At 63.8% G+C, this 26,468-nt stretch carries 22 protein-coding genes; 4 read left to right on the forward strand and 18 right to left on the reverse strand.

Annotated features, from left to right (window positions below; translation table 11 throughout):
- Positions 1–85: 85 nt before the first annotated feature.
- On the reverse strand, positions 86–652 hold the full coding sequence (gene efp / locus ACFFUC_RS02410; RefSeq protein ID WP_377683168.1) for an elongation factor P: 567 nt from the start codon (positions 650–652) through the stop codon (positions 86–88).
- Positions 653–768: 116 nt separating this feature from the next.
- Between efp and epmA the strand changes: the two genes are divergently transcribed.
- Positions 769–1,836: an EF-P lysine aminoacylase EpmA gene (gene epmA, locus ACFFUC_RS02415; protein WP_377683170.1), complete on the forward strand. Its 1,068-nt coding sequence runs from the start codon at positions 769–771 to the stop codon at positions 1,834–1,836.
- Positions 1,837–1,839: 3 nt separating this feature from the next.
- Here epmA and ACFFUC_RS02420 read toward each other — a convergent pair whose 3' ends face one another.
- From ACFFUC_RS02420 to ACFFUC_RS02455, 8 genes are all read right to left on the reverse strand, one after another.
- Positions 1,840–2,976: a PLP-dependent cysteine synthase family protein gene (locus ACFFUC_RS02420; protein WP_377683172.1), complete on the reverse strand. Its 1,137-nt coding sequence runs from the start codon at positions 2,974–2,976 to the stop codon at positions 1,840–1,842.
- Between the two features lie 104 nt (positions 2,977–3,080).
- On the reverse strand, positions 3,081–4,253 hold the full coding sequence (locus ACFFUC_RS02425; protein WP_377683173.1) for a M20 aminoacylase family protein: 1,173 nt from the start codon (positions 4,251–4,253) through the stop codon (positions 3,081–3,083).
- Positions 4,254–4,269: 16 nt separating this feature from the next.
- Positions 4,270–4,764, reverse strand: a complete 495-nt coding sequence (locus ACFFUC_RS02430) for an L-2-amino-thiazoline-4-carboxylic acid hydrolase (protein WP_377683175.1) — start codon at positions 4,762–4,764, stop codon at positions 4,270–4,272.
- A 51-nt stretch (positions 4,765–4,815) separates the two neighbouring features.
- Positions 4,816–6,120 carry an NAD(P)/FAD-dependent oxidoreductase gene (locus ACFFUC_RS02435; RefSeq protein WP_377683177.1) on the reverse strand — a complete coding sequence of 435 codons (1,305 nt, stop codon included), beginning with the start codon at positions 6,118–6,120 and terminating at the stop codon, positions 4,816–4,818.
- Between the two features lie 24 nt (positions 6,121–6,144).
- The gene (locus ACFFUC_RS02440; RefSeq protein WP_377683179.1) at positions 6,145–7,788 is read right to left on the reverse strand and encodes an ABC transporter ATP-binding protein; all 1,644 of its coding nucleotides are present in this window, start codon (positions 7,786–7,788) and stop codon (positions 6,145–6,147) included.
- The gene (locus ACFFUC_RS02445; protein ID WP_377683181.1) at positions 7,785–8,660 is read right to left on the reverse strand and encodes an ABC transporter permease; all 876 of its coding nucleotides are present in this window, start codon (positions 8,658–8,660) and stop codon (positions 7,785–7,787) included. Before ACFFUC_RS02445 ends, ACFFUC_RS02440 begins: the two co-directional genes overlap by 4 nt.
- Positions 8,657–9,646 (reverse strand): ABC transporter permease, encoded by a 990-nt coding sequence (locus ACFFUC_RS02450; protein ID WP_377683183.1) that lies wholly within the window; start codon positions 9,644–9,646, stop codon positions 8,657–8,659. Before ACFFUC_RS02450 ends, ACFFUC_RS02445 begins: the two co-directional genes overlap by 4 nt.
- Positions 9,647–9,725: 79 nt before the next feature.
- A complete protein-coding gene (locus ACFFUC_RS02455; protein ID WP_377683185.1) occupies positions 9,726–11,321 on the reverse strand; it encodes an ABC transporter substrate-binding protein in 1,596 nt (531 codons plus the stop codon).
- Between the two features lie 230 nt (positions 11,322–11,551).
- Between ACFFUC_RS02455 and ACFFUC_RS02460 the strand changes: the two genes are divergently transcribed.
- Genes ACFFUC_RS02460 through ACFFUC_RS02470 form a run of 3 tightly spaced genes read left to right on the forward strand, consistent with a single transcriptional unit; the run spans position 11,552 to position 13,659 of the window.
- Positions 11,552–12,259: an SDR family oxidoreductase gene (locus tag ACFFUC_RS02460; RefSeq protein WP_377683186.1), complete on the forward strand. Its 708-nt coding sequence runs from the start codon at positions 11,552–11,554 to the stop codon at positions 12,257–12,259.
- Positions 12,260–12,271: 12 nt separating this feature from the next.
- Positions 12,272–13,147 carry a VOC family protein gene (locus ACFFUC_RS02465; RefSeq protein ID WP_377683187.1) on the forward strand — a complete coding sequence of 292 codons (876 nt, stop codon included), beginning with the start codon at positions 12,272–12,274 and terminating at the stop codon, positions 13,145–13,147.
- Positions 13,144–13,659, forward strand: a complete 516-nt coding sequence (locus ACFFUC_RS02470) for an Lrp/AsnC family transcriptional regulator (RefSeq protein ID WP_377683189.1) — start codon at positions 13,144–13,146, stop codon at positions 13,657–13,659. Before ACFFUC_RS02465 ends, ACFFUC_RS02470 begins: the two co-directional genes overlap by 4 nt.
- An 89-nt stretch (positions 13,660–13,748) precedes the next feature.
- On the opposite strand, the gene ACFFUC_RS02475 is transcribed toward ACFFUC_RS02470, so the two are convergent.
- From ACFFUC_RS02475 to ACFFUC_RS02515, 9 genes are all read right to left on the reverse strand, one after another.
- Positions 13,749–15,023: a solute carrier family 23 protein gene (locus ACFFUC_RS02475; protein ID WP_377683192.1), complete on the reverse strand. Its 1,275-nt coding sequence runs from the start codon at positions 15,021–15,023 to the stop codon at positions 13,749–13,751.
- Between the two features lie 140 nt (positions 15,024–15,163).
- Positions 15,164–15,529: a hypothetical protein gene (locus tag ACFFUC_RS02480; protein ID WP_377683194.1), complete on the reverse strand. Its 366-nt coding sequence runs from the start codon at positions 15,527–15,529 to the stop codon at positions 15,164–15,166.
- A 21-nt stretch (positions 15,530–15,550) separates the two neighbouring features.
- On the reverse strand, positions 15,551–16,099 hold the full coding sequence (locus ACFFUC_RS02485) for a hypothetical protein (protein ID WP_377683196.1): 549 nt from the start codon (positions 16,097–16,099) through the stop codon (positions 15,551–15,553).
- A complete protein-coding gene (locus ACFFUC_RS02490) occupies positions 16,099–20,892 on the reverse strand; it encodes an RHS repeat-associated core domain-containing protein (RefSeq protein ID WP_377683197.1) in 4,794 nt (1,597 codons plus the stop codon). The genes ACFFUC_RS02485 and ACFFUC_RS02490 overlap by 1 nt, the downstream gene beginning before the upstream one ends.
- Positions 20,893–20,896: 4 nt before the next feature.
- A complete protein-coding gene (locus ACFFUC_RS02495; RefSeq protein ID WP_377683199.1) occupies positions 20,897–21,325 on the reverse strand; it encodes a DcrB-related protein in 429 nt (142 codons plus the stop codon).
- A gap of 2 nt (positions 21,326–21,327) precedes the next feature.
- On the reverse strand, positions 21,328–23,349 hold the full coding sequence (locus tag ACFFUC_RS02500) for a type VI secretion system Vgr family protein (protein WP_377683201.1): 2,022 nt from the start codon (positions 23,347–23,349) through the stop codon (positions 21,328–21,330).
- Positions 23,350–23,586: 237 nt separating this feature from the next.
- The gene (locus ACFFUC_RS02505) at positions 23,587–24,231 is read right to left on the reverse strand and encodes a DsbA family protein (RefSeq protein ID WP_377683202.1); all 645 of its coding nucleotides are present in this window, start codon (positions 24,229–24,231) and stop codon (positions 23,587–23,589) included.
- 193 nt (positions 24,232–24,424) lie between these two features.
- Positions 24,425–25,363 (reverse strand): ribokinase, encoded by a 939-nt coding sequence (gene rbsK, locus ACFFUC_RS02510; protein ID WP_377683204.1) that lies wholly within the window; start codon positions 25,361–25,363, stop codon positions 24,425–24,427.
- Positions 25,364–25,372: 9 nt separating this feature from the next.
- Positions 25,373–26,464, reverse strand: coding sequence for a DUF4432 family protein (locus tag ACFFUC_RS02515; RefSeq protein ID WP_377683206.1), 1,092 nt, complete (start codon positions 26,462–26,464; stop codon positions 25,373–25,375).
- Positions 26,465–26,468: the final 4 nt, after the last annotated feature.

A 26,468-nucleotide genomic window follows, 5' to 3' on the forward strand; every position in this document is an offset into this window, starting at 1 on the left:
AGCACGAAAGGCCGCGCGCCAAAAGGAAAGGCCGCCCGACGAAGCGGACGGCCCTGAAAATGCGGTTTGCCCCGAAGGGCCGCGATCAGCTTTTCGCGCGTTCGACGTAGGAACGATCTTCGGTGTTGATCACGACCTTGGTGCCGACATCGATATGGGGCGGAACCATGACGCGCACGCCATTGGTCGCCAGCGCGGGCTTGTAGCTCGACGATGCGGTCTGGCCTTTGACGACCGGCTCGGTCTCGGCGATTTCCACGACGACTTTCTGCGGCAGCTCCATCGCGATCGGAATGCCGTTATAGACGCGCAGATAAACGCGCACGCCTTCGCCGAGGAAGACGTTGTCGTCGCCGACCACATCCTTGGGGGCAACCAGCTGCTCGTAGGTCGCGGGCTCCATGAAGTGGAAGCCTTCGTCGTCTTCGTAAAGGAAGTCGTATTCACGCTCGTCGACATGGGCGCGCTCGACCTGTTCGGTGGTTTTCCAACGCTCCGAAACCTTCACCCCGTCCGAGATGCGGCGCATGTCGACCTGCGTGGTCGGCGTGCCCTTGCCGGGGTGGAAGCTGGCGGCGGTCAGAACGACATAGAGCTTTTCGTCGAGTTCGACGACATTGCCCTTGCGGAGGCTTGAAGCGATGACTTTCAAGGTGTTTCCCTTGGCTGCAATTTTGATAAACCGTGGCCGGCGCGACAATTGGGCCGGCGATTGTGCCGTCCCTTAACGCATTCCGCGTCAAATCGCCAGCCGCAAGAGAGTTTGCCATGTCCCGCCCGCCGATCCCTGCCCCGACCGCAAGCCCGTGGTGGGACCGCGACCGCCATGCCGGACGCCGCCCGCTGCTGCTGGCAAGGAACCGCATCCGGCGCGCGATCGGCGATTGGCTGGAGGCGGACGGCTTTCTCGATGTCGATCCGGCGGCGCTTGCGATCAGCCCCGGCAACGAGGCGCATCTTCATGCCTTCGAGACGCGCCAGATCGGCAATGACGGATCGGCGCGGGCGATGTATCTGCACACCAGCCCCGAATTCGCGATGAAAAAGCTGCTGGCGGCGGGCGAGGAGCGGATTTTCACCTTCGCCCATGTCTGGCGCAACCGCGAACATACCCGCACCCATAGCCCCGAATTCACCATGCTCGAATGGTATCGCGCGGGCGCGGATTACCGCGTGCTGTTCGACGATTGCGCGGCCTTCATGCGGCTGGCGGCCGAAGCGGCGGGGGCCGAGGTCTTCCGTTCCGGCGGCGCGACCTGCGACCCCTATGCCGCGCCCGAAATCATGTCGGTTGCCGAGGGTTTCGCCGAATATGCGGGGATCGACCTTTTGGCCACGACCGACGGGATCGTCACCGACGCCCCTGCTTTGCGGGCGCAGATCGAGGCCAAGGGGATCCGGCTTTCCGATGACGACACATGGTCGGATATGGTCTCGCGCGTTTTGGTCGAGAAGGTCGAACCCCATCTCGGCCATACCCGTCCGCTAATCCTCGACCGCTACCCTGCCCCCGAGGCCGCCCTTGCGCGCCGCGCCGCCGACGACCCGCGCGAGGCCGAACGGTTCGAGCTCTACGCTTGCGGGGTCGAGCTGGCGAACGGCTTTGGCGAGCTGACCGATCCGGTCGAACAGCGCCGCCGCTTCGGGTTGGAGATGGACGAAAAAGCCCGTGTCTACGGCGAGCGCTATCCCTTGGACGAAGACTTCCTTGCAGCCCTTGCGCATATGCCGCCCGCCTCGGGCTGCGCGCTCGGCTTTGACCGGCTGGTCATGCTGGCAACCGGCGCACCGCGCATCAACGAGGTGCTGTGGACGCCGGTCGCGGATTATCCCTGACCCTTAAAGCGCGGGGAACAGCGGGCCTTTGCCGTCGAGGAAAGCGTTGATCGAGCGCTTCCACGGCTCGATATCCAGCCCCTGCGCCGCCAGCCATTCGGGGTTGTAATAGGTCGCGCCGTAACGGTCGCCGCTGTCGCAGATCAGCGAGACCAGCGACCCGCCCTGCCCTGCCGACATCATCCCTTCGGCGACCGAGCACAGGCCGAAGAAGTTCGTCCCCGTCGAGCCGCCGACACGGCGGAACAGCCGTTCCGACAGCACATGCATCGCCGCGATCGAAGCGACATCGGGGATGCGCAGCATATGGTCGATCACGCCCGGCACAAAGGAGGGCTCGACCCGCGGCCGCCCGATCCCCTCGATACGCGAGCCCTTCGCGGTAATCCCCGCATCCCCCAAGCGCCACGCGTCGTAAAAGGCCGAGTTCTCGACATCGACGACGCAAAGCCGCGTGGCAAAGCCGCGATAGCGGATATAGCGCCCCAAAGTCGCCGAGGTCCCGCCGGTGCCCGCGCTCATCACCAGCCATGCGGGGACGGGCTCTTCTTCGTGGGCCATCTGCGCAAAGATGCTTTCGGCGATATTGTTGTTGCCGCGCCAATCGGTTGCGCGTTCGGCATTGGTGAACTGGTCGAGGTAATGGCCGCGTGTTTCCGACGCCAGACGAGCCGCCTCGGAATAGACCTCGCCGGGGTGGTCGACGAAATGGCACTCGCCACCGAAACTCAGGATCGCCTCGATCTTCTGGCGGCTGGTCGAATGGGGCATCACCGCGATGAAACGCAGATCCAGCAGCCGCGCGAAATAGGCCTCGGAGACGGCGGTCGAACCCGAGGATGCCTCGATCAACGTGGTGCCCTGCCGGATCTTGCCGTTGCAGATCCCGTAAAGGAACAGCGAGCGCGCCAGCCGGTGCTTGAGGCTGCCGGTCGGATGGGTGCTTTCATCCTTGAGATAGACCGAGATCCCGCGAAGCCCCGCGAACATCGGCTTGACCAGATGGGTATCCGCCGAGCGGTAGCCGTCGCCCTGCAACAGCCGCACCGCCTTGCGCGCCCATTCGCGCTCCCGACATTCCGGCAGGGGCGGCAGCTGGCTCGCCTCGGCATGAAGGGTTTGCATCTTGTGATCCGACATGTTCGCGCCTTCTGAAATCATGGCGCTTCCCGCATCAAGGCGACGCGGGAAGCGGAAAGAATGGGCCGTGCCGCCGCTATCCGTGCGGCAGGGACGGGCCGGTCTCAGTTCGTCGTGGGCAGACGGTCGCGGACCAGCTGGCTCCAATACGAGGTGCCCCAAGCGATGACGTCATCGTTGAAGTCATAGGCGGGATGGTGGAGCCCCGCGCTCGGGCCGTTGCCGATATTGATCATCGCGCCCGGCACTTCGTTGAGCATGAAGGAAAAATCCTCGCCGCCCAAAGTCGCGGGCATGTCGCGGCTGACCTTGCCGACACCGGCCACGGATTCGGCAGCCAAGGCGGCCAGCTCGGTCTCTGCGGCATGGTTCACGGTCACCGGATAGTGGCGGCCATAGTCGATGCGGCCCGTCGCGCCGAAAGCGGCGGGCAGGGTCTCGACCAGACGGGTCAGGCGTTCCTCGACCAGATCGCGGACTTCTTCGCGCAGGGTGCGCACGGTGCCGGTGATGCGCAGGGTCTGGGGGATGACGTTGAAGGCATCGCCGCCGTGGACCGTGGTAATCGAGACCGCCGCCGAATCCAGCGGATCGACATTGCGCGCGACAATCGTCTGCACCGCCTGGATCAGGGCAGCGGCAACCGGCATCGGATCGACGGTCGCATGGGGCGAGGCCGCATGGCCGCCGACGCCTTCGATCTCGATCTCGAACATGTCGACGGAGCCCATGATCGGACCGGCCGAGATGGTGAATTCGCCGACCGCAAGGTTCGGGCGGTTGTGCATGCCGTAGACTTCCTGAACGGGGAAGCGCTTGAAGAGACCGTCCTCGATCATGGCGCGCGCACCGGCGCCGCCCTCTTCGGCAGGCTGGAAGATCACGATGACCGTGCCGTCGAAGTTGCGGCTTTCGGCCAGACCGATCGCGGCACCAAGCAGCATGGTCGTATGGCCGTCATGGCCGCAGGCATGCATCTTGCCGGGGATTTCCGAGGCATAGGGCTTGCCCGTCGCCTCGATGATCGGCAGCGCATCCATATCGGCGCGCAGCCCGATCGCGCGGCCCGAGGTGTTGGTCTTGCCGCGGATCACGCCGACGACGCCGGTCTTGCCGATGCCTTCGTGAACCTCGTCGACACCCGCCGCGCGCAGGGCCTCGGCCACTTTGTTCGCGGTGCGCGGCAAGTCGTAAAGCAGTTCGGGGTTGCGGTGGAGGTCATGGCGGAACGCCACCAGACGGTCCAGATGATCGGCAATCCAGTTCTCGACGGGCATGGTTCGGGTCCTTTTCTTATTTTTCTTCCGCAGCGGCATCTTGCGCGGGCTGCAGCTTGTAGCGGAAATCGCAATGGCTCGCGCCGCTCATGATGGTCTGGGTGCGGGTCAGTTCCATATCGGGATTATAGCCGATGCAGAAATCGCCGTCGCGGTTGCACGACAGCAGATGCCCGATCCGGCCCAGCCCCATCTCGCGGTACATTTCCGCATAGCGGCAGCGCGTGACGTTGAATTCGAGCTGGTCTTTCGAGGCGTTCAGCGTCTCGATTTCAAGCGATCCGCCATGCGTCCACAAGGGCAGAATATCGGCGAAATCCTGAAGATCGGGCGTACGGCCCAGCTCGTCGGCAAAGGATTTGCCCTGATCGATGGCCGAGCGCGTTACCGCCTCGCCCAGAACGGCATCGGCCTCGGCGGTGCCGGAACGTTCCTCGATCACCTGATGGACGTTCTTGAGGATCATCGCCTCGATCCGGCGGCGTTCGAGAATGGGAAGCTGGTTGGTCATCGCATTGGCTTTCGGCTGTGCAAAGGGTGGTTCAGGGCTGCGGGCATGGGGTCAGGATTTCATCTCGACCTGATCCTTGCGGCGCAGCCATGCCAGATAATTCGGCGCGATCCGGCGTGCGATCGCATGGAAGGGCAAGGGTTTGGGGTCCGAGACCGGCAGCGCCAGCGTATCCAGCGCATGGCCCGAGACGGCGCGCGCCATCTCGCGGCCCAAGGACACGCCAAGCGCCACGCCGCGACCGTTGCAGCCGATCCATGTCCATGCGTCCGGCCCAAGCTGGTGGACGCGCGGGAAACGGTCCCATGTCATGCCGATATAGCCCGACCAGACATGCGTCATCTCGGTGCCTTTCAGCGCGGGATAGGCCTCGATCAGGTTGTTCGCGGCCTTTTTGGCGACTCGTTCGGCGACATTATGGTTACCGATCACCACGCCGCCCGTGATCAGGCGGTTGCGCGCGTCATAGCGGAAAAAGCGCAGGTCGCCGCGCGTGTCCGAGACCGCCTGACGGCCCGGCAGGATGGTCGCGCGCAGGTCGTCGGACAGAACCGGCGTCGCCATTTGCCACGACAGGACCGGCACGATCGTATGGGACAGGCGGCGCGCAAGGCCGGGGACCAGCTCGCCGGTATAGGCGTTCGTGGCCAAGATCATGTGGCGCGCGCGGATTTTGTGGCCGTTCTGCGCGGTCACGACCCAATGCTCGCCCTCGCGCATCCAAGCGGCGACGGGCGTCGTCTCATAGATGGTCGCGCCATGGCTTTCGGCGGCTTTCGCCAGCCCCCGCGCCAAGGCCAGCGGGTTGATATGACCGCCGGTCGGGTTCAGCATCCCACCATACCAGAAATCGGTGCCGAGCAGCGCCGAGGTCGCCTCGCGGTCGAGATATTCCGCCGGAAAGCCGAATTTCTGCCAAGCAGCCACGCGGCGCTTGGACAAAGCGGTGCGGCCCGGCGAATGGGCGGGCTGGAACCAGCCGTTCTGCTCGGCCTCGGCGGCGATATCCTCGCGGCGGATGATGTCGAACAGAACCGAGGCCGAATTGCCGATCAGCTTGGCGAAACGCTCGCCCGCCGGTCCGTAGCGCGTGGCGATCGCCTCGGGCTCGGCGGCGGTCATGGTCGGGATGACTTGGCCGTTGTTGCGCCCCGAGGCACCCCAGCCGACCGCCTGCCCTTCCAGCACGACGACATCCTGACCGGCCCGCGCCAGTTCGAGCGCGGCAGACAGGCCGGTAAAGCCGCCGCCGATCACGACGGTATCGGCCTCGCGGTCATGATCCAGCGCGGGGGCCGGTGTGCGGGCGGGCGCGGTCGCGGCCCAGATCGATTTCGGAAAGACCACCTCGGTCATCATCTTCGTCCTTCTTCGGGCCGCTCAGGCCGCGGTCAGCTTTGGCGGCTCCCAATCCCGTCCGGGGATCGAAGAGAGCAAAGCCTGCGTATAGGGGTGTTGGGGCGCGGCAAAAATGCGGGCGGTCGGGCCGGCCTCGACGATTTCGCCCTTCTGCATGACGATGACTTTGTCGCACAGCTGGGCCGCAACGCGCAGGTCATGGGTCACGAACAGCAAGGACAGCTGCAAGCGGTCGCGCAGATCGGCCAGAAGCTTGAGCACCTGCGCCTGAACCGAGACATCCAGCGCCGAGACAGGTTCGTCCGCAACGATCACACGTGGCTCCATCGCGATGGCGCGGGCGATGCCGATGCGCTGGCGCTGGCCGCCCGAGAATTCATGCGGGAAACGGTCGGCGGCGGCGGGGGTCAGCTCGACCAGCTTCAAAAGCTCGCGGGCGCGGGCATGGGCTTCGGCCTTGGGCACGCCGTGAACAATCGGGCCTTGGGCGATCAGGTCGATCACCCGTTTGCGCGGATTCAGGGATGCCATCGGGTCCTGGAAGACCATCTGGATATCCTTGCGCAAGGCCCGCATCTCGGATTTCGAGGCCGCCATCAGATCGCGCCCGTCGATCAGCACCTTGCCGCTATCGGCTTCCAGCAGGCGCGTGACGATGCGCGACACCGTGGTCTTGCCCGAGCCGCTCTCGCCGACAACGCCAAGCGTCTCGCCACGGCGCAGCTCGAAGCTCAGGTCCTTGACCGCCGCGACTGCCTTGCGCTTGCCCGAAAGCAAACCGCCGCGCGCCGCGAAGGTTTTCACCAGATGTTCGGCCCTAAGGACCACCGGCGCATCCGACAGCGCCTTTTCGGGCGGCGGCGTCAGGGCCGGAACCGCGCCGATCAGCGCCTTGGTATAAGGATGCTGAGGGTTGTTCAGGATCTGCTCGGCCGGGCCTTGTTCCACCAGCTCGCCCAGACGCAGGACCGCGATGCGGTCGGCGATCTCGGCCACCACGCCGAAGTCGTGGGTGATGAAGAGGATGCCGGTGCGGTTGGTCTTTTGCAGATCCTTGATCAGCTTGAGGATTTGCTTTTGCGTCGTCACATCCAGCGCGGTCGTCGGCTCGTCGGCGATGATCAGGCGCGGGTTCATCACCAAGGACATCGCGATCATGACGCGCTGGCGTTGGCCACCGGAAATCTGGTGCGGATAGGCGTTATACGCCGATTCCGGATCGGGGATATGCACATCGCCCAGAATCTCCAGAACGCGGGCGCGGCGCGCCTTGCGGTCGAGATCGCTGTGGAGGCGCAAAACCTCGTCGATCTGCCAGCCCACGGTCTTTTGCGGATTGAGCGCGGTCATCGGCTCCTGAAAGATCATCGACAGCCGGTCGCCGCGCAGATCGCGCATCTCGCGCTCGGACAACGCATAGATGTCCTGCCCGTCCAGCCGGATCGAGCCTTGCGAGATATGGACCGCGGGCTCGGGCAGAAGCCGCATCACTGCCCCCGCCGCCAGCGATTTCCCCGAGCCGCTCTCGCCGACAAGGCAGACGATCTCGCCTTCGTTGACGGTCAGGTTCAGCCCTTCGAGCGCAAAGGGACGGTCGCCGCCTTTGGGCAGGGAGATGCGCAGGTTCTCGATTTCCAGAAGCGGCTTTTTCGGTGCGTCGGTCATTTCTTCTGCCTCGGGTTCAGCGCATCGTTCAGCCCTTCGCCCATCAGGCTGAAGGAGAGGACGGTCAGCAGGATCGCCACGCCCGGAATGACCGAGCAGTACCAATCGGTGCGCAGGACGGCGCGGCCCTGCCCGATCATATTGCCCCAGCTAGCGTAGTTGGGATCGCCGAGCCCCAGAAAGGCCAAGGCGCTTTCCATCAGGATCGAGGTCGCCATGACGACGGAGGCGAAGACCACGACCGGCGGCAAGGCGTTGGGCAGGATCTCGCGGAAGATGATCGAGCCAGTGCCCACGCCCAGATTGCGCGCCGCATCGACGAATTCGCGCTGGCGCAGGGTCAGGAATTCCGCCCGCACCATGCGCGCGGGCGCGGTCCAGGACACCACCCCGATCGCGATAACGATGTTTTCGATGGTCGAGCCGAAGATCGCCACAAGCGCGAGCAGCAGCACGAAGTTGGGGATGGTCTGGAAGGCCTCGGTCACGCGCATCAGGATATCGTCGATCCAGCCGCCGAAATAGCCCGCGACCGCGCCGATCAGCACGCCGATCGTGATCGAGATCAGCGTCGCCACCACCCCGATCATCAAGGAAATCCGCGCGCCATGCATGATCCCCGCAAGGATGTCGCGGCCCAGCTGGTCGGTGCCCAAAGGCGCGTTCGGGTCCACCATCGGCCATGTCAGCGGATCGCCGACGCGGCGCAGCGGATCACCGGGCGCGATGACGCCCGCCAGAATGGCCATGACGACGACCGCGATGAAAAGGATCAGCCCCAGCACCGCCGCTCGGTTGCGGCTGAAGCGGCGCCAGATCACGGTTGCGCGCGAGACCTGCGCCGGCAGTTGGTTGGTATCGGTCAGGCTCATTTCAACTCGATCCTCGGGTCCAGCCATGCGTAGACCATATCGGTCAGGATGTTCACGATCACCACGAGGATCGAACACAGGAAGATGATCCCCATCAGCGTATTGAGGTCGCGCTTGATCACCGAAGTATAGGCAAGCTGGCCAAGGCCCGGCAGCGAGAAGATCGTCTCGATCACCACCGAACCGCCGAGCACGGTCGAGAACTGCAGGCCCAAAAGCGTCACCACCGGCAAAAGCGCGTTGCGCATGATGTGGTGGAACATCAGACGCGGCCCGCTGGCCCCTTTGGCACGCGCGGTACGCACGAAATCAAGGTCCATGACCTCGAGCACCGAGGTCCGCATCAACCGCATGTAGAAAGCCAGATAGATCAGCGACAGCGCCGCCGCCGGCATGATCAGATGGACCGCGATATCGACGACATTGGCCCAGCCGGTATGGAAAGCCGCGACATCCTTGATGCCGCCGACCGGCAGCCAGCCCAGCTTGACCGAGAAAACGAGGATCATCAGCAGGCTGAGGAAGAAGGACGGCATGGCGTAAAACACCAGCCCCAACGTGGAGATCACGTTGTCTGTCAGCGAATAGGCCCGCCGCGCCGCAAAGGCGCCAAGCGCCACACCGAAGACGAAAGCCGCGCTGAGCGAGGTGACCATCAGCAAGAGCGTCGTGCCGAGCCGCGACATCAGCACCGTCAGCACCGGCTGCTCGTAGACATAGGACCAGCCGAAATCGAGCGTCGCGAGCTTGGTCAGATAGGACCAGAGCTGCACATAGACGGGCTGGTCGAGCCCGTATTCCAGCCGCAGCCTTTCGACATAGGCGGCGTCCGCGCCCCCCATATCGCCGACAAGGGCGTCCACCGTATCGCCGGGCGCCAGTTTGATCAGAAGGAAGCTGCCGACCATGATCAGCAAGATGACGGGGATTGCCTGAATGACCCGTCTCAGGGTGAAGGTCAGGATCGGGGGTAAGTGCAGGCTCATCTTGCCTCGGACTCCGCTTCTTCTTGATTGGGTCGGGGCGATCGTGAAACCGCCCCGCCGTTATGCCTTGCGACCGTTTTTATTCGTTGATCCAGAGATCATACCAGCTCGAAGAATCCCACCGCGGCGTATTGTGGTGGTTCATCATCTTCTTGTTGGTGATGCCGAGGAAGGGATGCTCGATCGCGAAGATGACCGGCAGCTCCTGCATCTCGAGCTTCTGGATCTGGTGGTAAAGATCGGCACGTTTCGCCGGATCGAGCTCTGCCGCAGCATCGTCGATCAGCTTGTCCATCTCGGCGCTTTCATAGCCGAACTGGTTGGTCCATGCCGAACCCGCCGGAATGCCCGAACGCAGCCAGACGGTCGTCGAAACCGCAGGGTCCGAACGGAACTGGTGCCAGCCGTTCGCGGTGTCGAAGTCGTGGTCGCGGTAGACGCCGTTCAGGAAGCCCGGCGCATCGTTGGTGATGAGCTCGACCTGAATGCCGATCTCTTTCATCGCCTGCGCGAAATATTCCGACCAGAGCTGGGTATATTCACCCCAAGGTGCGGGACGGTGGCGCAGTTTGAAACGGATCCCGTCGGGGCCGGCCGGATAGCCCGCCTCGTCCAGAAGCGCCTTGGCCTTCTCGATGTCGTAGGGATAGGTCTGGACGTCGTCGGTGTAATTCGCGCCGCCGACGCTCGGGATCGGACCGCGGCCCGGCTTGGCATAGCCGCGCATGATGGTCTTGATCGCGAAGTCGATATCGAGGCCGTGATAGATCGCCTGACGCACGCGCAGATCGGCAAGGATCGGGTTGCGCTGGTTGAACTCGATGGTCGAATGGGCGACGTTGCTTTCAAAGCCCTTGGGGCCCATGTCGAATTGCGGCTCTTTGCCAAGACGCTCCATATCCGCCATCGAAATGCCGATGAAACCGGATTCGTGCAGCTCGCCCGCTTCCAATGCCGCGGCAGCCGCCGCCTTATCGGGGATGAAGCGCCAGACAACGCGGTCGAGATAGGGATAATCAGCCCCGCGCCAGTAATCCTCGTTGCGCACGCCGATGATATATTGGCCGCGCTCGTATTCCTGGAATTTGAACGGACCCGTCCCGACCGGAGCCTGGTTATAGGGGTTCTTGAGATAATCGGTGCCCTCGTAAAGATGCTTGGGCACGGGATGACCAAGATCGGGCATCGCCGCGACCAGCAATTCAAGCGGCATCGGCTTGGAGTAATTGAAGACGGCGGTCAGCGGATCGGGGCAATCCACCGATTCCAGATTGGCCTGCAGCGTCGAGGAATAGTTCAGGATCGGCTTCCACAGCTCCATCGCCGAAAAGGCGACATCGTCACAGCTGAAGGTCTGGCCGTCATGCCAGCGCACACCGTCGCGCAACTTGAAGGTGATCGTCTTGCCGTCCTCGGACGAGGACCACTCGGTCGCGAGCACACCGACATAGCCGTCATAGGTGCGGTCGATCAGCGGTTCCATGAACTTGCCGGTGATCTGGTAGACACCGGTCGAGGCGCGCAAGGCGGGGTTGAGAACGCCCTGCTCGGTATTCATGTGGATCAGCGCGGTTCCTCCGCGTTTGACCTCTTCCTGAGCCAGGGCAGGCGCTGCCAGCGCCACCGCCGAGACCATCGCGCCGATCACCACGGACCGAGCTTTTGCATTCAGCATTCGAGACTTCTCCCACCGATTCATTCGCACAGGGTTAGCCCCTGTCTCGGATTTCTGCGATCGATTTGCTTACATTAATCCTAGATAAGTCAATAATAAACTTCTACGATAAAGCCAATTACTGTGTGTCCTCATCCGCTTATTTTGCCGATGTTGAATAATTCATACTACTTTGGAAGCAAATGATGGGAAATTCATCCAAAAGTTCAACCGAAAGCAGAACAGTATGGGTGACCGGCGCCGGTTCGGGCATCGGCGCGGCCATGGCAATGCGCTTCGCCGAGGCGGGATATAATGTCGCAGTCAGTGCCCGATCGGGCGATGCGCTGCAAGAAATCTGCGACCGTATCTCCGCCAAAGGTGGTATATCCAAAGCTTTTGCGATGGATGTGCTCGACCGCGAGGGAATAGTGAAAACTGCCCAGGAAATTGCCGGTTGGCGGAACGGAATTGCCGTTCTTTGCAACAATGCGGGATTAAATACCCCACACCGGCGCTGGGACGATATCCTGTTCTCGGAATGGGATGCGATCCTCGATACCAATATCAAAGGCGCGATCAATGTTATTGCGGCGGTGCTGCCTTACATGCGGGCACAACGCGACGGGGTCATCATCCATACCTCCTCCTGGGCGGGCCGATTCCACGCGCCGGTCGCGGGCGTGCCCTATGGCGCGTCGAAACATGCGCTGACCGACCTCAGCGCCAGCCTGAACGCGCAAGAAGGCGCGAACGGGATCCGCTCGACCGCGCTCCACCCCGGAGAAGTGGCAACCCCGCTTTTGCTGCGCCGGCCGGGCTTTGATCCCGAGAGCGCGGCATACATGATACAACCCGAAGACATGGCCGACCTCGCGCTGCATGTCGCCCAAGCCAATCCCAATATCGCCATCCATGAAATCACGCTGGCACCGGTCCTGCGTGCTGCCGCCAACTGAAAGGACCCTGCCATGACCCATCCCGTTTCGGGCGTCGATCACGTCTTCCTTCTGGTCGAGGACCTCGACCAAAGCGCAGCCCATTACCGCAAGCTGGGCTTTACACTCTCGCCGCGCGGACTCCATAGCGCGGAAAAGGGGACCGCGAATTACACGATCATCTTCGAGGATGATTACGTCGAGCTTCTTGGCATCGTCACCCCCACCTCCGGCAACCAGCACCAGCGCGACATGCTGTCGGACGACGGCGAGGGGCTGCGCGCCATCGCCTTCCGCATCAAGGACGCCCATGTCGCCCGCGAGGCGCTGGCCGGTCTCGGCATCCGGACCGAGCCGGTGGGCGAGTTCTCGCGCCCGCTGCCCCTGCCCGACGGCTCCGAAGGTATCGCGGCCTTTGCGGTCACCCATTTCGCCAAAGGCGAGGCACCGACCGGCTTTGCCTTCATGTGCCAGCACAAAACCCGCGACATGGTCTGGCGCCCCGAGCTGAAATCCCATGCCAACGGCGCGGTCGAAATCGCGGCCATTGTGGCGGTGGGCGAGGATAGCGCGACCATGGCCGAGGGTTTCGCCCGCCTTGTCGCCGGCGGAACCGTCCGTGCGGTCGAGGGTGGCCACGAGGTCGCAACCGGCAATGCGGCAGACCTGCATTCCGCCGCAATCGTGGTGCTGAGCCCCGAGGGCGCCGCCGCGCGCTATAGCGCCGATGCCGTCGCCGCCACGCCGCTCAAGGGCCTTGCCGCACTGCGCATCCGCGTCGCCGATCCAGCCGCAACCCGCGCGCTGTTGATCGCCAACGGCATCGCCGTCCATGACGGCCCCGAAGGCGCGATCTGGGTCGCTCCCGCCCATGCCGGCGGCTCGATCATGGAGTTCGTCGGCCCATGACCCAAAGCCCGAAGAAGCCTCCCGAAGCGCGGCGGCGGGTTCCGGACGGCTCGGCCTTTGACGATATCGACCGCCAGATCCTCGATCTCCTGCAGGAAAGGGACCGCCCCGTGGCGGTCCTTGCCGAGGAAATCGGCCTGTCGCAGACCCCGTGCTGGCGGCGCATCCGCAAGCTCGAAGAGGCGGGGGTGATCCGCGGCCGCGTGACTTTGGTCGATCCGCGCAACGCCGGCGTGCCGCTGACGATCTTCATCGGCGTCACCGCCCCGCGCCACGAGATGGCCTGGCTCACCAGCTTCCGCAGCCTGATCGACGGCATCCCCGAGATCGTCGAGGCCTACCGCCTCACCGGCTCGGTCGATTACATCCTCAAGGTCATGGTCCCCGATATCGAGACCTTCGATCACGTCTACAAATCCATGATCGAGCAGCTCGAATTCTCGCAGATCAACTCGTCGATCTCGATGGAGGAGCTGAAGTTCACCACTTCGGTTCCGACGAAATACCTGTGACCGGACCGGCGTGAGCACAGGGCAAGGAACGAAAAACCCCGACCCGCAGCATGTGCGGATCGGGGTTCCGTTTGGCTTTCACGCCGTGATCAGTCGCGCTTGAGGCCAAGCAGCTGATAGACCACCAGAGCCGCGATGGTTGCCGTCCCGATACCGCCAAGCGCGAATTGCCCGATGGTCACGGTGAAATCGCCCGCGCCGAAAATCAGCGTGATGCCGACCGTAAAGAGGTTGCGCGGCTGCGAGAAATCGACCTTGTTCTCGACCCAGATCCGCGCCATCGCCGAGGCGATCAGCCCGAAGACCGAGACCGCCAGCCCCGCCAGAACCGGCGCCGGAATGGTTTGCAGCAGCGTCCCGAATTTCGGCGAAAGACCAAGCAGGATCGCGACACAGGCCGCAAAGACAAAGATCAGCGTCGAGTAAACGCGGGTCATCGCCATGACGCCGATATTCTCGGCATAGGTCGTGATCCCCGTGCCGCCATTCGCGCCAGAAAGCATGGTGGCAAGCCCGTCTCCGACAAAGCCGCGCCCGATATAGGGGTCCATGTCGCGACCGGTGATAGAGCCCAATGCCTTGATATGGCCAAGGTTTTCAGCGACGAGCACAATGGCCACCGGCGCGATCAGCGAGGTCGCGGCCCAGGTGAATTCCGGCTTCACGAATTGCGGCAGGCCGAACCAGGCGGCATTGCTTACGGCGGCAAAGTCAATCCCCGGCACGATGCCGAGCCCGTTGCCGAGCACCAGCACCAGCAGATAGCCGAAGGCAATCGCCACCAGCACAGCCACGCGCCGCGTTGCCCGCGGCCCGTAGGTCGAGATCAGCGCCATACAGAGTACCGTCGCCAGCGCGATGAGCAGATGCGTCCAGGTGCCCTTGAGCTGGCCGACCGCGACCGGCGCAAGGTTCAGGCCGATCGCCACGCCGATCGCGCCGGTGACGGCGGGCGGCATCAGTTTCTCGACCCAGCCGGTCCCCGCCGCCATGACGATGAGGCCGATCAGCGTATAAAGCGCACCGGCCGCGACGATCCCGCCTAGCGCGAGCGCGATATTCGGGTTCGGCCCCGAACCGGCATAGCCCGTCGCCGCGATCACCACCGCGATGAAGGCAAAGGACGAGCCGAGATAGCTGGGAACGCGTCCTCCGGTCAGGACGAAGAACAGCAAAGTGCCGATCCCCGAAAAGAAGACCGCGATATTGGGGTCGAAGCCCATCAATAGCGGCGCGAGAATGGTCGAGCCGGACATGGCCAGCAAATGCTGGATGCCCATGGGCGCGGCCTCGGCCCAAGGCAGCCTCTCGTCGGGCAGCACGACCTCGTTGCGGGTCAGCCGCCAATTGGGGAAATATCCCATCCTAACCTCAGCCTTCTCTTGCGGTGATCACTGTCGGTCCAATGGCCACAAGAGTGCGACAAGAGAAAGCGGTTTTCACGCAAAGCCGCAGAATTCGCCTCTGCGTTGCATCAAGGACCTAGACCTTGGTGTGGGCTGTCTCAGGCGGCACCTGCCGCGCCGACGGCCTCGGCGCAGATCACCAGCTGCGCCACCGCGACGCCGATGACCAGCATCCAGATCAGCCCGAGCGTAAAGCGGCGCTCTTTGCCCGGCCCCGGCAAAAGCCAGGCCTCCGAGCGCCAGAGGTAGCCCGCGCCGACCGCCAGAACCGCGGGAAAGAGATATAGCCCCTCGACCCCCATTTCGATCTCGCGCTGGCGGCCCGGACGCGAAAAGCCGACCGGAAAATGCAGCCCCGCCGGCAGGGTCACGGCAAGATAGGTCGCATAGGCCGCCAGAGCCGCAGCCACAAGCCCGACGAAAACGGCCATGCGGCGGCGGAATCTGTGGTCGCGATCGGTCATGCTTTCTCCTTGCGGCCCGCCTCAGCGGGAAAGTCGACGGCGCGCGGCTGCAACGAGATCGAAGCCGCCCAAAGCCTTGGGATCAAAAGCCACCATCCCTCCGTCCTCGCGCAAACCGCAGGGGTAAAAGCCCGCGCGATAGATCTGGAACAGATCCGCGAAGAATTTCGGAACCGCTTGGCCCAAAACGAAGCGGCTGATCGCGATGGAGTTGAGCTGGTCAATGATCTCGCCCGCGACCGTGTCCCAGAATTCGTAAAACTCGGTCTCGAGGGCCGCCCCCTCGAGACGCTCGATATCGCTGACCTGCCGCAAGGCGGCCTCGGCCGCGATTTTTTCGCCGTCGCGGGCCGCGTCCGTGCTGAAATAGGACGCTTTTGCAGCAGCATAGGCATCGAGCCAGATCGCGTATCCTGCGGGCAGATCCTGCTCGTTTTCCAAAATCATCGCGCGCTCGAGGTCGGTCACGATTTCCGCATCCGCAGGCAAGGCTTCTGGATGGGCACCGGACAAAAGCAGGGGCGAGCCGAAGAAATGCACAGGTTCGAGAACAAAGTCGATCTCGGACATCAGAATCCCGCCCCCTTCAAGATACCGTCCCACATATCGTATACGCGCTGCCCGCCGAGAGCGGTCGCCTCCTGCCTGCTCAGCCCGTAAAACCGTGCCGTAGCAGATCCGACCATATCCTTGTTGCGGATGGGTACACCAGCCATTTGGTTTGTGTAGAGCACCCTCTGGAGCCTTGCGATATCTGCAGCAATGTCGGCCTGCGGCCGGTTGAGGTCGATCCGGTCCAATGCGTCCTGAACGGCTCGCGAATAAGCGGGGTGGCTGCCTTGGTGACGCGACAGGGGGCTCACACCTCCTCGATTGTTTCTCAGGAAAATCCCGTTGGCCGCCGCGTTGATATCCAGACCGGCCGCCACGAGAGCGGGATGCATTTTATCCGGCTTGCTCGGATCCATGAACTCGCCGGGAATGAGATGCTGCGCCTGATAGTGCGGCAGGTTCTGGTTGGGATCGTGCCCCTCGTTTCGCAACATGTTGCGCTTGAGGGTCTGCGAGCAAGGACGCAACCCCAGCGGATCGACCCAGCCATTGGGGTCGGCGACATAGGCTTGCGTTCGCATCCCGCCCAGCAGGCCGATCGGGTCTGGGGTCAGGTATTGTGTCGCCTCGGGGTCGTAATACCGCATGCAGTTGTAATGCAGCCCGCTTTCTTCATCGAGCCACTGACCCTGAAAACGGATCGGGCAATCGACCGGCGCCGTATCGTCATTGGCGGCGCGGCGCGGCAGCGTGATCGGCTCGACCTCGCCCCAGAGCGACAGCTCCTGACGATAGGCGACCGCCGTGCCGTCCTCGCAAAACAGCTCGCGCGGGGTGCCGATATGGTCGGTCACGACATAATGGAGCCCGTCGCCCGAGGCCCGCGCCAAGGGCCGGTACGAGCCCGGCTCGTAGATCCAATGCGCCGCCGCCGCCCAATCGGTCGAGCCGTCGGCGAGGATCGGGGCCTCGGCCACGATCTGGCTGCCTTCCCATTGATAGGCGCGCCCGCCGCCCTCGGGGATGGCATCCGCCGCGCCCTTGCCGCCCGCGATGAGCTTGAGCCGTTGGATCCGCCGCCCCAGAGCGTCGTAGACATAGCGCCAAACCGCACCATCGGGCGTCGTCAGCCGCACCAGACGGCTTTGCGCATCCCATTGCATCTGCCAGGTTTTCGGCCGGAAACCTTGTTCCTCGACACGCTTTTCGACGACGCGACCGGCATCGTCATGGCGGTAAAAGACCAAGCCTCGACGTTTGATGCGTCCCGCCTTGCTCTCGACCTGCTCGCGTTTCTCGCCCGAGGCGATCTCGGTCAGGTTCTGGTTCGGATCATAGCCGAAGCGGCGCAGAACCGGCAGACTGTCGCCGCGCAGCGTCTTTTCGACGCCCACGACCTGCCCGCGACGGTCATAGTCGAAGCGGTTCTCGCCCAGAATCCGGTCATTGACCGAAACCGCGCGCGAAGCCTGATCCCATTGGTAGGTCCGGTGCATCATCGCGCCGTGACGCGTGACATGTTCGTTGCTGCCGTCCGCCGTCAACGCGCCATAGCGGACCTCTTGCGGCAGCGCGGCCAGCGGACCCGCGATCTGCTCGACCAGCCGTCCGGCAATGTCGTGGCCCTGCGCAAGCATGAAGCCCGCGCCCGAGCTGCGCATGATCTCGAGCCCGCGCGGATCATAGGAAAACTCCAGCGGCGCATGATCGCCGATCTGCAGGCTCGCCATCATCCCCTCGAGGTTGAAGGCGGCGCGAAGCGGCATGACATCGCCCGTCCGCTCCAACGAGCCGAAGCCTTTGTCCGAGTAGCCGTGCTTGATCTCGCGGCCGTTGACCTTTTCCGAGACGAGGTTGCCCAGCTTGTCATAGGCCATTTCGATCAGGCTTTCGGCATCGCTGGCGCGCAGCATCCGGCCGACCGCGTCATAGGCGAAGCGTTGGCGCGAAATCTCGGCGCCGCGGGTATGGGTGATCTCCAGCGGCAGACCACGCTTGTCGCGTTGCAGATGCACGACCGTACCGTCGGGCTGGATACGTTTGGAGATCCGCCCCGCCGCGTCATATTCGAACCGCGTCACCAGCCCCGAGAAGTCGCGCTCGGCCGTGATCAGACCCAGCGCGTTGCGGGTGAATTCGTGACGCTCGCCCTTTTGGTTGACCAGCGCGACGATCCGGCATTCGCTGTCATGCTCGACCGAGACGCGGTGGCCTTCGGCGTCGGTCATGCCGAGGAACATGTCCAGCGCGCCGTAATGGTAAAGCTGGGTGGTGCCTTCGGCATCGGTCATGCTGGTGCGCAGACCTTCGCTGTCGTAGCGCGCACTCGCCACAGCGCCTTCCGGTCCCGTGACCTGCCGCATATTGCCGCGCGGATTGTCGGGGCCGCGCGTATAGTCCCAGCGCGTCTCCGCCCCGACCTCGTCGGAAGAGCGCACCAGACGACCCTCGGCATCATGCTGCATATGCAGCTCGTAGCCCGCGACCGTCGTGATCATGCGCGGACGCTGCAGCATGTCGTAAGCATAGCGCTCCTGCCGCTCGCCGGGGTAATCCACCCGCAGGACCTGCCCGTTTTCGGCGCGGCGGTAGCGCACGAAGGCACCGTCTGGCAGCTCGACCGTGACGAGATTGCCCTTGTTGTCATAGCGGAAGCCGGTCTTCGCGCCCGCGATATCGACATGGCTCTGGACGCGGCCCGAGAGGTAATAGCTCCAGCGTTCCGAATTGCCCTCGGCGTCGGTCATTTCGACGACATCGCCGTAAGCGTCATAAGCGGCCTTGCGGGTATGGCCCAGAGGATCGGTGCTCGACAGGATGTTGAAGCTGCGGCCCCATTCGGTCAGCCACTCGCCGCCCGCCGCATCGGTCATGCGCCAGACGAGGCCCAGATCGTCCCAGTCATAGACCGTCACCGCGCCGCCGGAATCGGTGACGAAGGTGCGTTTGTTTTCAAGGTCGTAGTCAAGCTGACCGCCCATATGGCCCGAATCCGACCAGTTGCGGATCACGCGGCCATGCGCGCCATATTCGTAATGCGAGCGCGTCAGGCGGCTGTCGGCCCAGCTGGTGATGCGCTCCTGTTCGTCATAGCTGTAGCGCAGGATGCCGGTCTGGGCCGAGTTGGCCTCGGAGAGCAGGCCCGCCGAAGTATAGCTCCAGACAAAGCCGCAATCGGTGCTTCCGGGCGCATTCAGAACGGCGCGGCGGATCAGCATGTTGCGGCTTTCGACCGAGAGGCTGAACCCGTCCGAGTGGCGGACCTCGTTCAACCCGTTCTCGTCATAGGTCAGCTTGATCGTATTGCCGTTGCGGTCCTCGATCCGCGTCAGCAGCACCCGCCCGCGCACATGATGGTCGAAGATGAAGAACAGCTGCTGGCGGCGGTCGTAAAGGAACATCGCCCCGCCCCGCACGCCGACCAGCCGCAGATGCGGGAAACGCAGGTTGAGGCTTTGCACTTCTTCATGCGGGGTGTGGAACGAGATCAGCACGCCCTCGGGGTCCTGATAAACGATCTCGTTGCCCTGAAGGCGAAGATGCTGTGCCCATGTTCCCGACCAGCCGCGCCCCTGAATTCCGTCGCAGCCCTGCCGGTAGCTGCGCTTGAGCACCAGCGGAATCGTCGCGGGAATGGCAATATCGGCGCGGGTCTCGACCACTTGGCCCGAAGCCACGTCGACGGGGTCGGTCGCGCAGGTCGCCGCGCCGTCGGGGCGGCCGTGCACATTGCTTGCGGGGGTCACGGGACGGGTCGAAGGCGTCGTCGTGCCTCCGCGCGTCGGGGTGAAGTCGCCATTCGGGCGCGGCGTCGGGCTGTTGTTGGGGCTGTGCCGGTTCTCGCCGGGGATCGGCAGGAAATCAGAAAGCGCGACCGCACTGCGCACGAGACGCTCGGTCCAGCCGCCGTCGATGTCCATGCGGATCGCGCTGGTCTTGAGGTCGATCCCGATGGTTTCCTTGCCCGCGTTGATCTTGCCGTTGCAGGTCGAGCAATGCCCGACCCGTGCAATCGGCCAGCCGTTGGCGAAAACCGTCTCGGCGCCCTCGGCGACATGCTGCGGGCCGCCGTGCTGCTCGCATTCGACCAGATCGGTGACGCGCGCGACGGCAAGGCCCTCGAAAAAGACATCGGGCGAGCCCTGGACGATCTTGCCCTTGTTCTTGCCGTATTGTCCGGCGGCCGAGGCAAAGCCCGCGCCGATCCCTCCGACCACGCCGCCCGCGAAAGCCGCGCTGGCCGCAACCACGATGAAGGGCGTCGCCGCACCGGCGGTGAAAAAGATCAGCGCACCGACCCCGATGGCGGCGACCGCGCCCAGCGCCACTGCGCCCAGCGTCGCCCACATGCTGACATGGGCGATCGGGTCGTCGATCGTGGCGGGGTTTTCCGCATCGCCCATCTTGTTGTAGCCCATCGACTGCATGAAGTCCGAGCCCATCACCGCATCGCCCAGCCAGTTGCCGAGCTTGTCGCCGATCACGCCGCCCGCGTAACCGGCCGCGACCGCGACCGCGGCGGGCAGCGCCGCCGTCATTGCCGCGCCACCCGCCGCCGACAGCGTGCCGGTCGTGACCGCCCCCGCCGTTCCGAGCGAGGTGAAGGCCGCACCCGCCGCAGGCAGCGCCACCGATCCTGCCATGACCACATTGCCGAAAGTATCGCCCTCGACATAATCGAGTGTCGCGTCCCAGCCCTGCTCGATCCCGTTGCGGCCGGTCTGGTCCGGCAGGGTCACAAGACCATCATCGCCGATCTGCGCGCTGGAAGCCGCAGCGCCGGTTTGCGCAGCCGAAGTCAGGCCTGTCATGGGGTCAGCCTCGTCGTTGTTGCAGGTTCAGGGTCGAGATGATGCGGCGCACCTCTGTTTGCTGGTTCGCCGTCATCTCGCCGGGATGCGAGGCGGTCAGCACCAGCGCGCGGTTATCGGAAAGCTGCACCGTGGTGATGATCTGGTGCATCGGCCCGCTTTTGGCCTTCCAGCGGCATTCGATCTCGTAGGCGGCGCTGCGTCCGGCGGTCACCGGCTTGCGCCCGAGCAAGGTGAAATCGGTCAACGCCTCGGTGACCTGTGCGATCTGGTCCTCGACATATTCCGAAAACCCCATGCCCCACGGAATCGCGTCGCGGGTCATGGTGATCGTCAGGCCCGGCTCCAGCGATCCCGAGCTGGACACGATATTGATCGTCTGGTCGATCCAGCTCTCGGGAAGATCGAGAGAGCCCTCGTTGAAGTGATACATGCTCAGCCGGCGTCCTTGTTGGTGTTGAGATGGATCGCACCGCTGATCTGGTCGAGAATCCCCTCTGCCAAGGTCACGCTGGTCGAGCCGCATTTGAGCGTGATCTGGCCGTCGATGATCTCGATCAGGGTGTTCTCGCCCACGGCAAGGGTCAGCCGCTGGCCCGCGGTGATCTGGGTCAGCTCTTTGGCATGGGTGATCACATTCACCTTGGCCTCGGTGCGATGGCTTTGCTTGGTGACCTGGGTGATGTCCTCGGTGGCATCCAGCGCGATGATCTTTTTCGCGGTCATCGAGATATTGTCGTCGGCATTATAGGTGATGTGTCCCGGCCCTGCCGATCCGGCCACGGCAGAGGCATTGATCGTATTCGCGGTCGTACTGCGCGACAAAGCAACCTTCTCGCTCAGCTTGCCGCTGGCGATGGTCTTGGTCTCGTCGCCCAGCCCCACCGTGATCGAGCGGTTGCCGCGGTTGATCTTGGTGTCCTCGTTATCCTCGATGACGCGGTTCATGTCCTTCTCGGCATGAAGGAAGATCTCCTCCTTGCCCGACGCATCCTCGAACATCAGCTCGTTGTTGCCGCCGCCGTTATGGGTCTTGGACTTGAAGCCGCTGCGGGTCTTGTTGGCGGGCAGACCGTAGATATTGGCATTCGAGGCATTGACGACGCAGCCTGTAACCAAGGGCTTGTCGGGATCGCCATCGACGAAATCGACGATCACCTCCATCCCGACGCGCGGGATCACGACCTGGCCGAGGCCCGCCCCCGCCCATTGTTGGCTGACGCGGCAGCGCATTGAGATCGCTCCCTCGCGGTCCCAATGGAAGCGCACCAGAATGCGGCCGAATTCGTCGCAATCGATCTCGTCCTCGCCCACCACCATCGCGGTCTGCGGGCCCTGCACCACCGGCACCGGCGTGCGGCGCGGCGGCGCCAGCGGGGCGGAGGTCGGCATCAGCACATAGCTGCCGCTAAAGGAGTATCCGTCCGATTGCGTCTCGCCCGAGCCATAGGCTTCGGACACGAAACTATGCTGTGCAAACAGGCACAGCTGGCGGGCATCGCCGACATTCTCGATCCCGTTCGCGTCGAGATTGACCACCATCCCCGCGCCAAGCGAGATGCAATCCCCCGACGCGCGGTTGCGCCGGTCGCCTCCCTGAAACTGGTCGTTGCGGGTTCGCGCCAGTTTGCGGCCCTCGTCGCGGTCCAGATAGGTGCCGGGATACTCGTAGCTTTCGAGCTGCCCGAACGCATATTTCGACGCCGAGACCCTTTCGGCCATCATCTCGGCGCGCGGGGTCTTGAAGTTGTAATCGATCAGGCTGACTGCGCCGGTCTTCATTTTGCGCTCGGGCGCGAGATCCCAGAAATGCTCTTCGTCGGGCTGGTGGTGGCCGTCGAGCGGCAGGAACTTGCGCGCACCTCCCGCAACCTCGCCATGGCTGGCATCGCTGTCCGTCAAAAGCAGCATGTGGTTTCCGTCGGAATGGACGAAATGATAGGAAATCCCGAACCGCTCCATCAGGCGGCTGACAAAGGCGAAATCGCTTTCGCGGTACTGCACGGTATATTCCAGCGTCGGGTAGTCGCCCGTGAGCTTGATATCGAGCGCGGGGCTGCCCGCATCGGCATAGGGTGCCAGGGTTTCCGCGATGATGCGGTCGACCGTCTTGTTGTGGAAGATTTTCTGGTTGAAGCGCTGGTCGGCCAACCACAGCCAGGGCTTCAGGGTCAGCACGAAACGATGCCCGCCCTCGCCCGCCCCGCCATAGCGCGTCCGCGCGACGATCCCGTCGAAATGGCGCGGCCCGTGGCGCGTGTCGATCGTCACCGTGGCATGGGTGCCGAGCAGCGCGTCGAAATCGACACCCGAGGTCGGCGCAAGCGCCTCGACCTCGTATTCGAACAGCGCATTCATATAGTCGCTGCCGAAAAACCTCAGCATAACCAGATCGTTCGGCCCGAGCACCGTGGTCAGGCGTCCCAAGCGACCCGCTTGCAGGAATGGCATGTTCATCGGCTTGCGCCCCCTCATGACCTCTCGAATGCAAAACGTACTTTATCAATCTATTTGTACGATTTGAATGACGCATTTCTTGGGAAAAGGAAGTTTTTCAACAACTTCAACGTGCGGGATTTCCGCAACCGGACGGCACGGAAAAGAAAACCGCCGCAACCATCAGGCGCGGCGGTTCGTCTTTTCTGCGGCTTTCACGGGACGCCGAACCGGCCCCCGCGTGCAAATTTCAGGCCCTTATCCCAAAGCCTTACGCCCGCGCGCAACCAGATCGCGCAGGTCTTTGGGGCTTTGCTTGCCGAACAGGCCTTCGTTGCCCGCGATGAAGGTCGGCGTGCCCATCAGCGCCATATGGTCGGCCAACTCGCCCGAGGTGCTCATATGCTGGAACACACGGTCCGATTCCATGTCGCGCCGCAGTTTCGCCATATCCAGCCCGACCGTTTCCGCCGCCGCCAGCACCGAAGCCTCTTCGGCGCGGCCCTTGATCGCCATCAGCGCGCTGTGCATCTGCCAGTATTTGCCCTGATCGAGCGAGGCGAGCGAGGCCTGCGCCGCAAAGATCGAGCCCTCGCCGAAGACCGCCCACTCGCGGAAGACGATGCGCAATTCCTTGTCCTCGAGGATCAGCCCGTGCACGTCGCGCACCATCAGGCGGCAATAGGGGCAGTTGTAGTCGAAGAATTCGGTCAAGGTGATATTGCCGTCGGGATTGCCCAGAACCGGCGCATTGGGATCACGCTCGAGCGCCTTGCGCAACTCTGCGGGCATGGGGTTGTCCTCTTGCGCGAGCGCCGGAAGGGCAAGGCCCGCGCCAAGGACAATGCCGCCGGCAAGGGTGGCACGGCGGCTGAACAGCGGCAGGGTCGGGGTGGTCGTCATGGTTCGTCCTTTCAAATTCCGGTCGGGGCGGCGGGACCGGTAGGCCGCACACCCGAAGCGGGCCGCAGCGGGCCCAAAACCGCGCCCGAGGGGCGGGGACGCCTCGGGGGCGGTGGCGTAAGCTGGGGCGGATATCTCATGCCCCGCAAGTCGCGCATCAAGCTTAACCCAGCCTTAAGCGCAACCGCGCCCTCTAGCGATCGTCGAGAACACGGCAAAATTCCGCGAATTCCGCGACTGTCGCATAGGATTTCTGTGTTCCGCGCCCCGTCACCGAATGGGCCGCATAGCGCGCCGCCTGATGCAGCGCCGCCAAAGTATCGCCGCTTGCGGTCAGGAAATGCGCGAAACCGCCGATGAAGGCATCGCCCGCGCCGGTGGTATCGACCGCCTCGACCGCTACGGCGGGGACCGCGACCATGCCCTCGCTGGTGACAAGCCGCACACCACGCGCGCCAAGCGTCACGATCACCGCGCCGATCCCGCGCGCGATCAGGGCCTGCGCTGCAGCCTCGATCTCGGGGTCCGAGCCTGTGGGCAGTCCCGAAAGCTGGGCCAGCTCGGTCTCGTTCGGGACCAGAAAGCCCAAACTTGCCAGCTGCCCGACATCGAGATCGCGCGCGGCGGGCGCGGGATTGAGGATCGTCCTCACCCCCCATTCAGCGGCGCGCGCAACCGTGTGATAAACCGTCTCGAGCGGCACTTCGAGCTGCATCAGGATCAGATCGGCGCCGCGCAGAAGCTCTTCGGCGGCATCGACATCGGCGGGCGAAAGCGCGGCATTCGCGCCTTTCACGATCAGGATCGCATTCTCGCCCGAGGGCTCGACAAAGATCAGCGCAACCCCCGAGGACATGCCTTGCGCCACGCTCACATGCCGCGTGTCGATGCCGAAGCCCTGCAGGTTGCGGATGGTATTCTCGCCGAAAATATCGCTGCCGACCTTGGACACCATCACGAGTTTCGCGCCCAGTTTCGCTGCCGCGACCGCCTGATTGGCCCCTTTGCCGCCATTGCCCATCTCGAAACTCGGGGCCTCCAGCGTCTCACCGGGGGCGGGCATGCGGTCGGTATAGGTCACCAGATCGACCATATTCGAGCCGACAACGGCGATGCGTCCAATTCTGTCCATGAAAAGCCCTTAATCCTGATCGAGCGCGGCCACTTCGGCCAGGACCTGCGGCATTTCCTCGGGCGAAAGATGACCCAGCTGCACGGGAAAGCGCAGCTCCTCGCCCGGGGCGAGGATGCGGATATGGCCCTTGGCCTTTTCGGCGGTATAGCCCTCGGGTTCGCAGGTCGAGGGCAGCGCGAAGGCCGCCACCTGCGCATCGCCGTCGTTGAAAATCCAGCGCACACAATGGGGAAAATCGGCGGGGCGATGGGACAGCGAAAAGCCGTCGCCCTCGGGCAAGGCCATGACCTGCCGCGTGCGCCCGCCGGTGCCGGTGCCGAGGCCGGTGACGTAGAAAACCTGCTCGGGGCTATAAAGCGCGGGCTCCGAAAGGCGGCGCATCCGTGCGGGGTTCACCGCGAGGTCGTCGAGCAAAGAGAGGAATTCGGGCGATGGCGTCACATGGCCCGGCACGGCGCGGCGGACCTTGGTCGTCTCGGGCGTCCATGCGGCGGGCTGGTGGATCTCTGCATCCGCGACGAAGGCGAAATTCGCATGGAGCATATACATCAGCTCCATCGGATGGGCAGACAGGTTCCGGACCTGCATCTCGATCAGGAAAGCCGCCTCTTTCGCGCCCAGCCGCACGCGGGGTTGCGCGCGGTAATGGGGGCCGAACCCCATGACATAGTCACATTGCCCGCCCAGCTCTACCCAAGGCCCGCCGGCATCCTCGCCAAAGCGCAGCCATGCGCGGTCCATCTCGGCCACCGGCATCTCGCCATGAAGCGGATGGGTATCTGTCGGGCCGGGCGTGCCGTTGCGCAGCATCCCCGCGTGATAGGCGAAAGCCCCGTAGGTATCCAAGATCGAGGCGCCCTTGCGCGGATAGGGAAAGACATGGCCCATCGTCAGCCGCCGCCCGTCAAATTCCGCGTCCCAGACCATCTGGCCGAGATAGGGCAAAAGCGTGACCTGCCCGCGTGCATTTTCCAGACGCAGGGCCTCGACCCCCGACGGATAGGCGAAAGTTACGACGCGGAAATCGGCGGTCTGGGCCAAAAGGCGTTCCTGCGCGGAGAAATCGCGGCGTTCGAGCGGCAGGGTAAGATCGGACATGCGT

Origin of the sequence: Paracoccus cavernae (assembly GCF_042430175.1) — a bacterium.
Classification (GTDB): Bacteria; Pseudomonadota; Alphaproteobacteria; order Rhodobacterales; family Rhodobacteraceae; genus Paracoccus; species Paracoccus cavernae.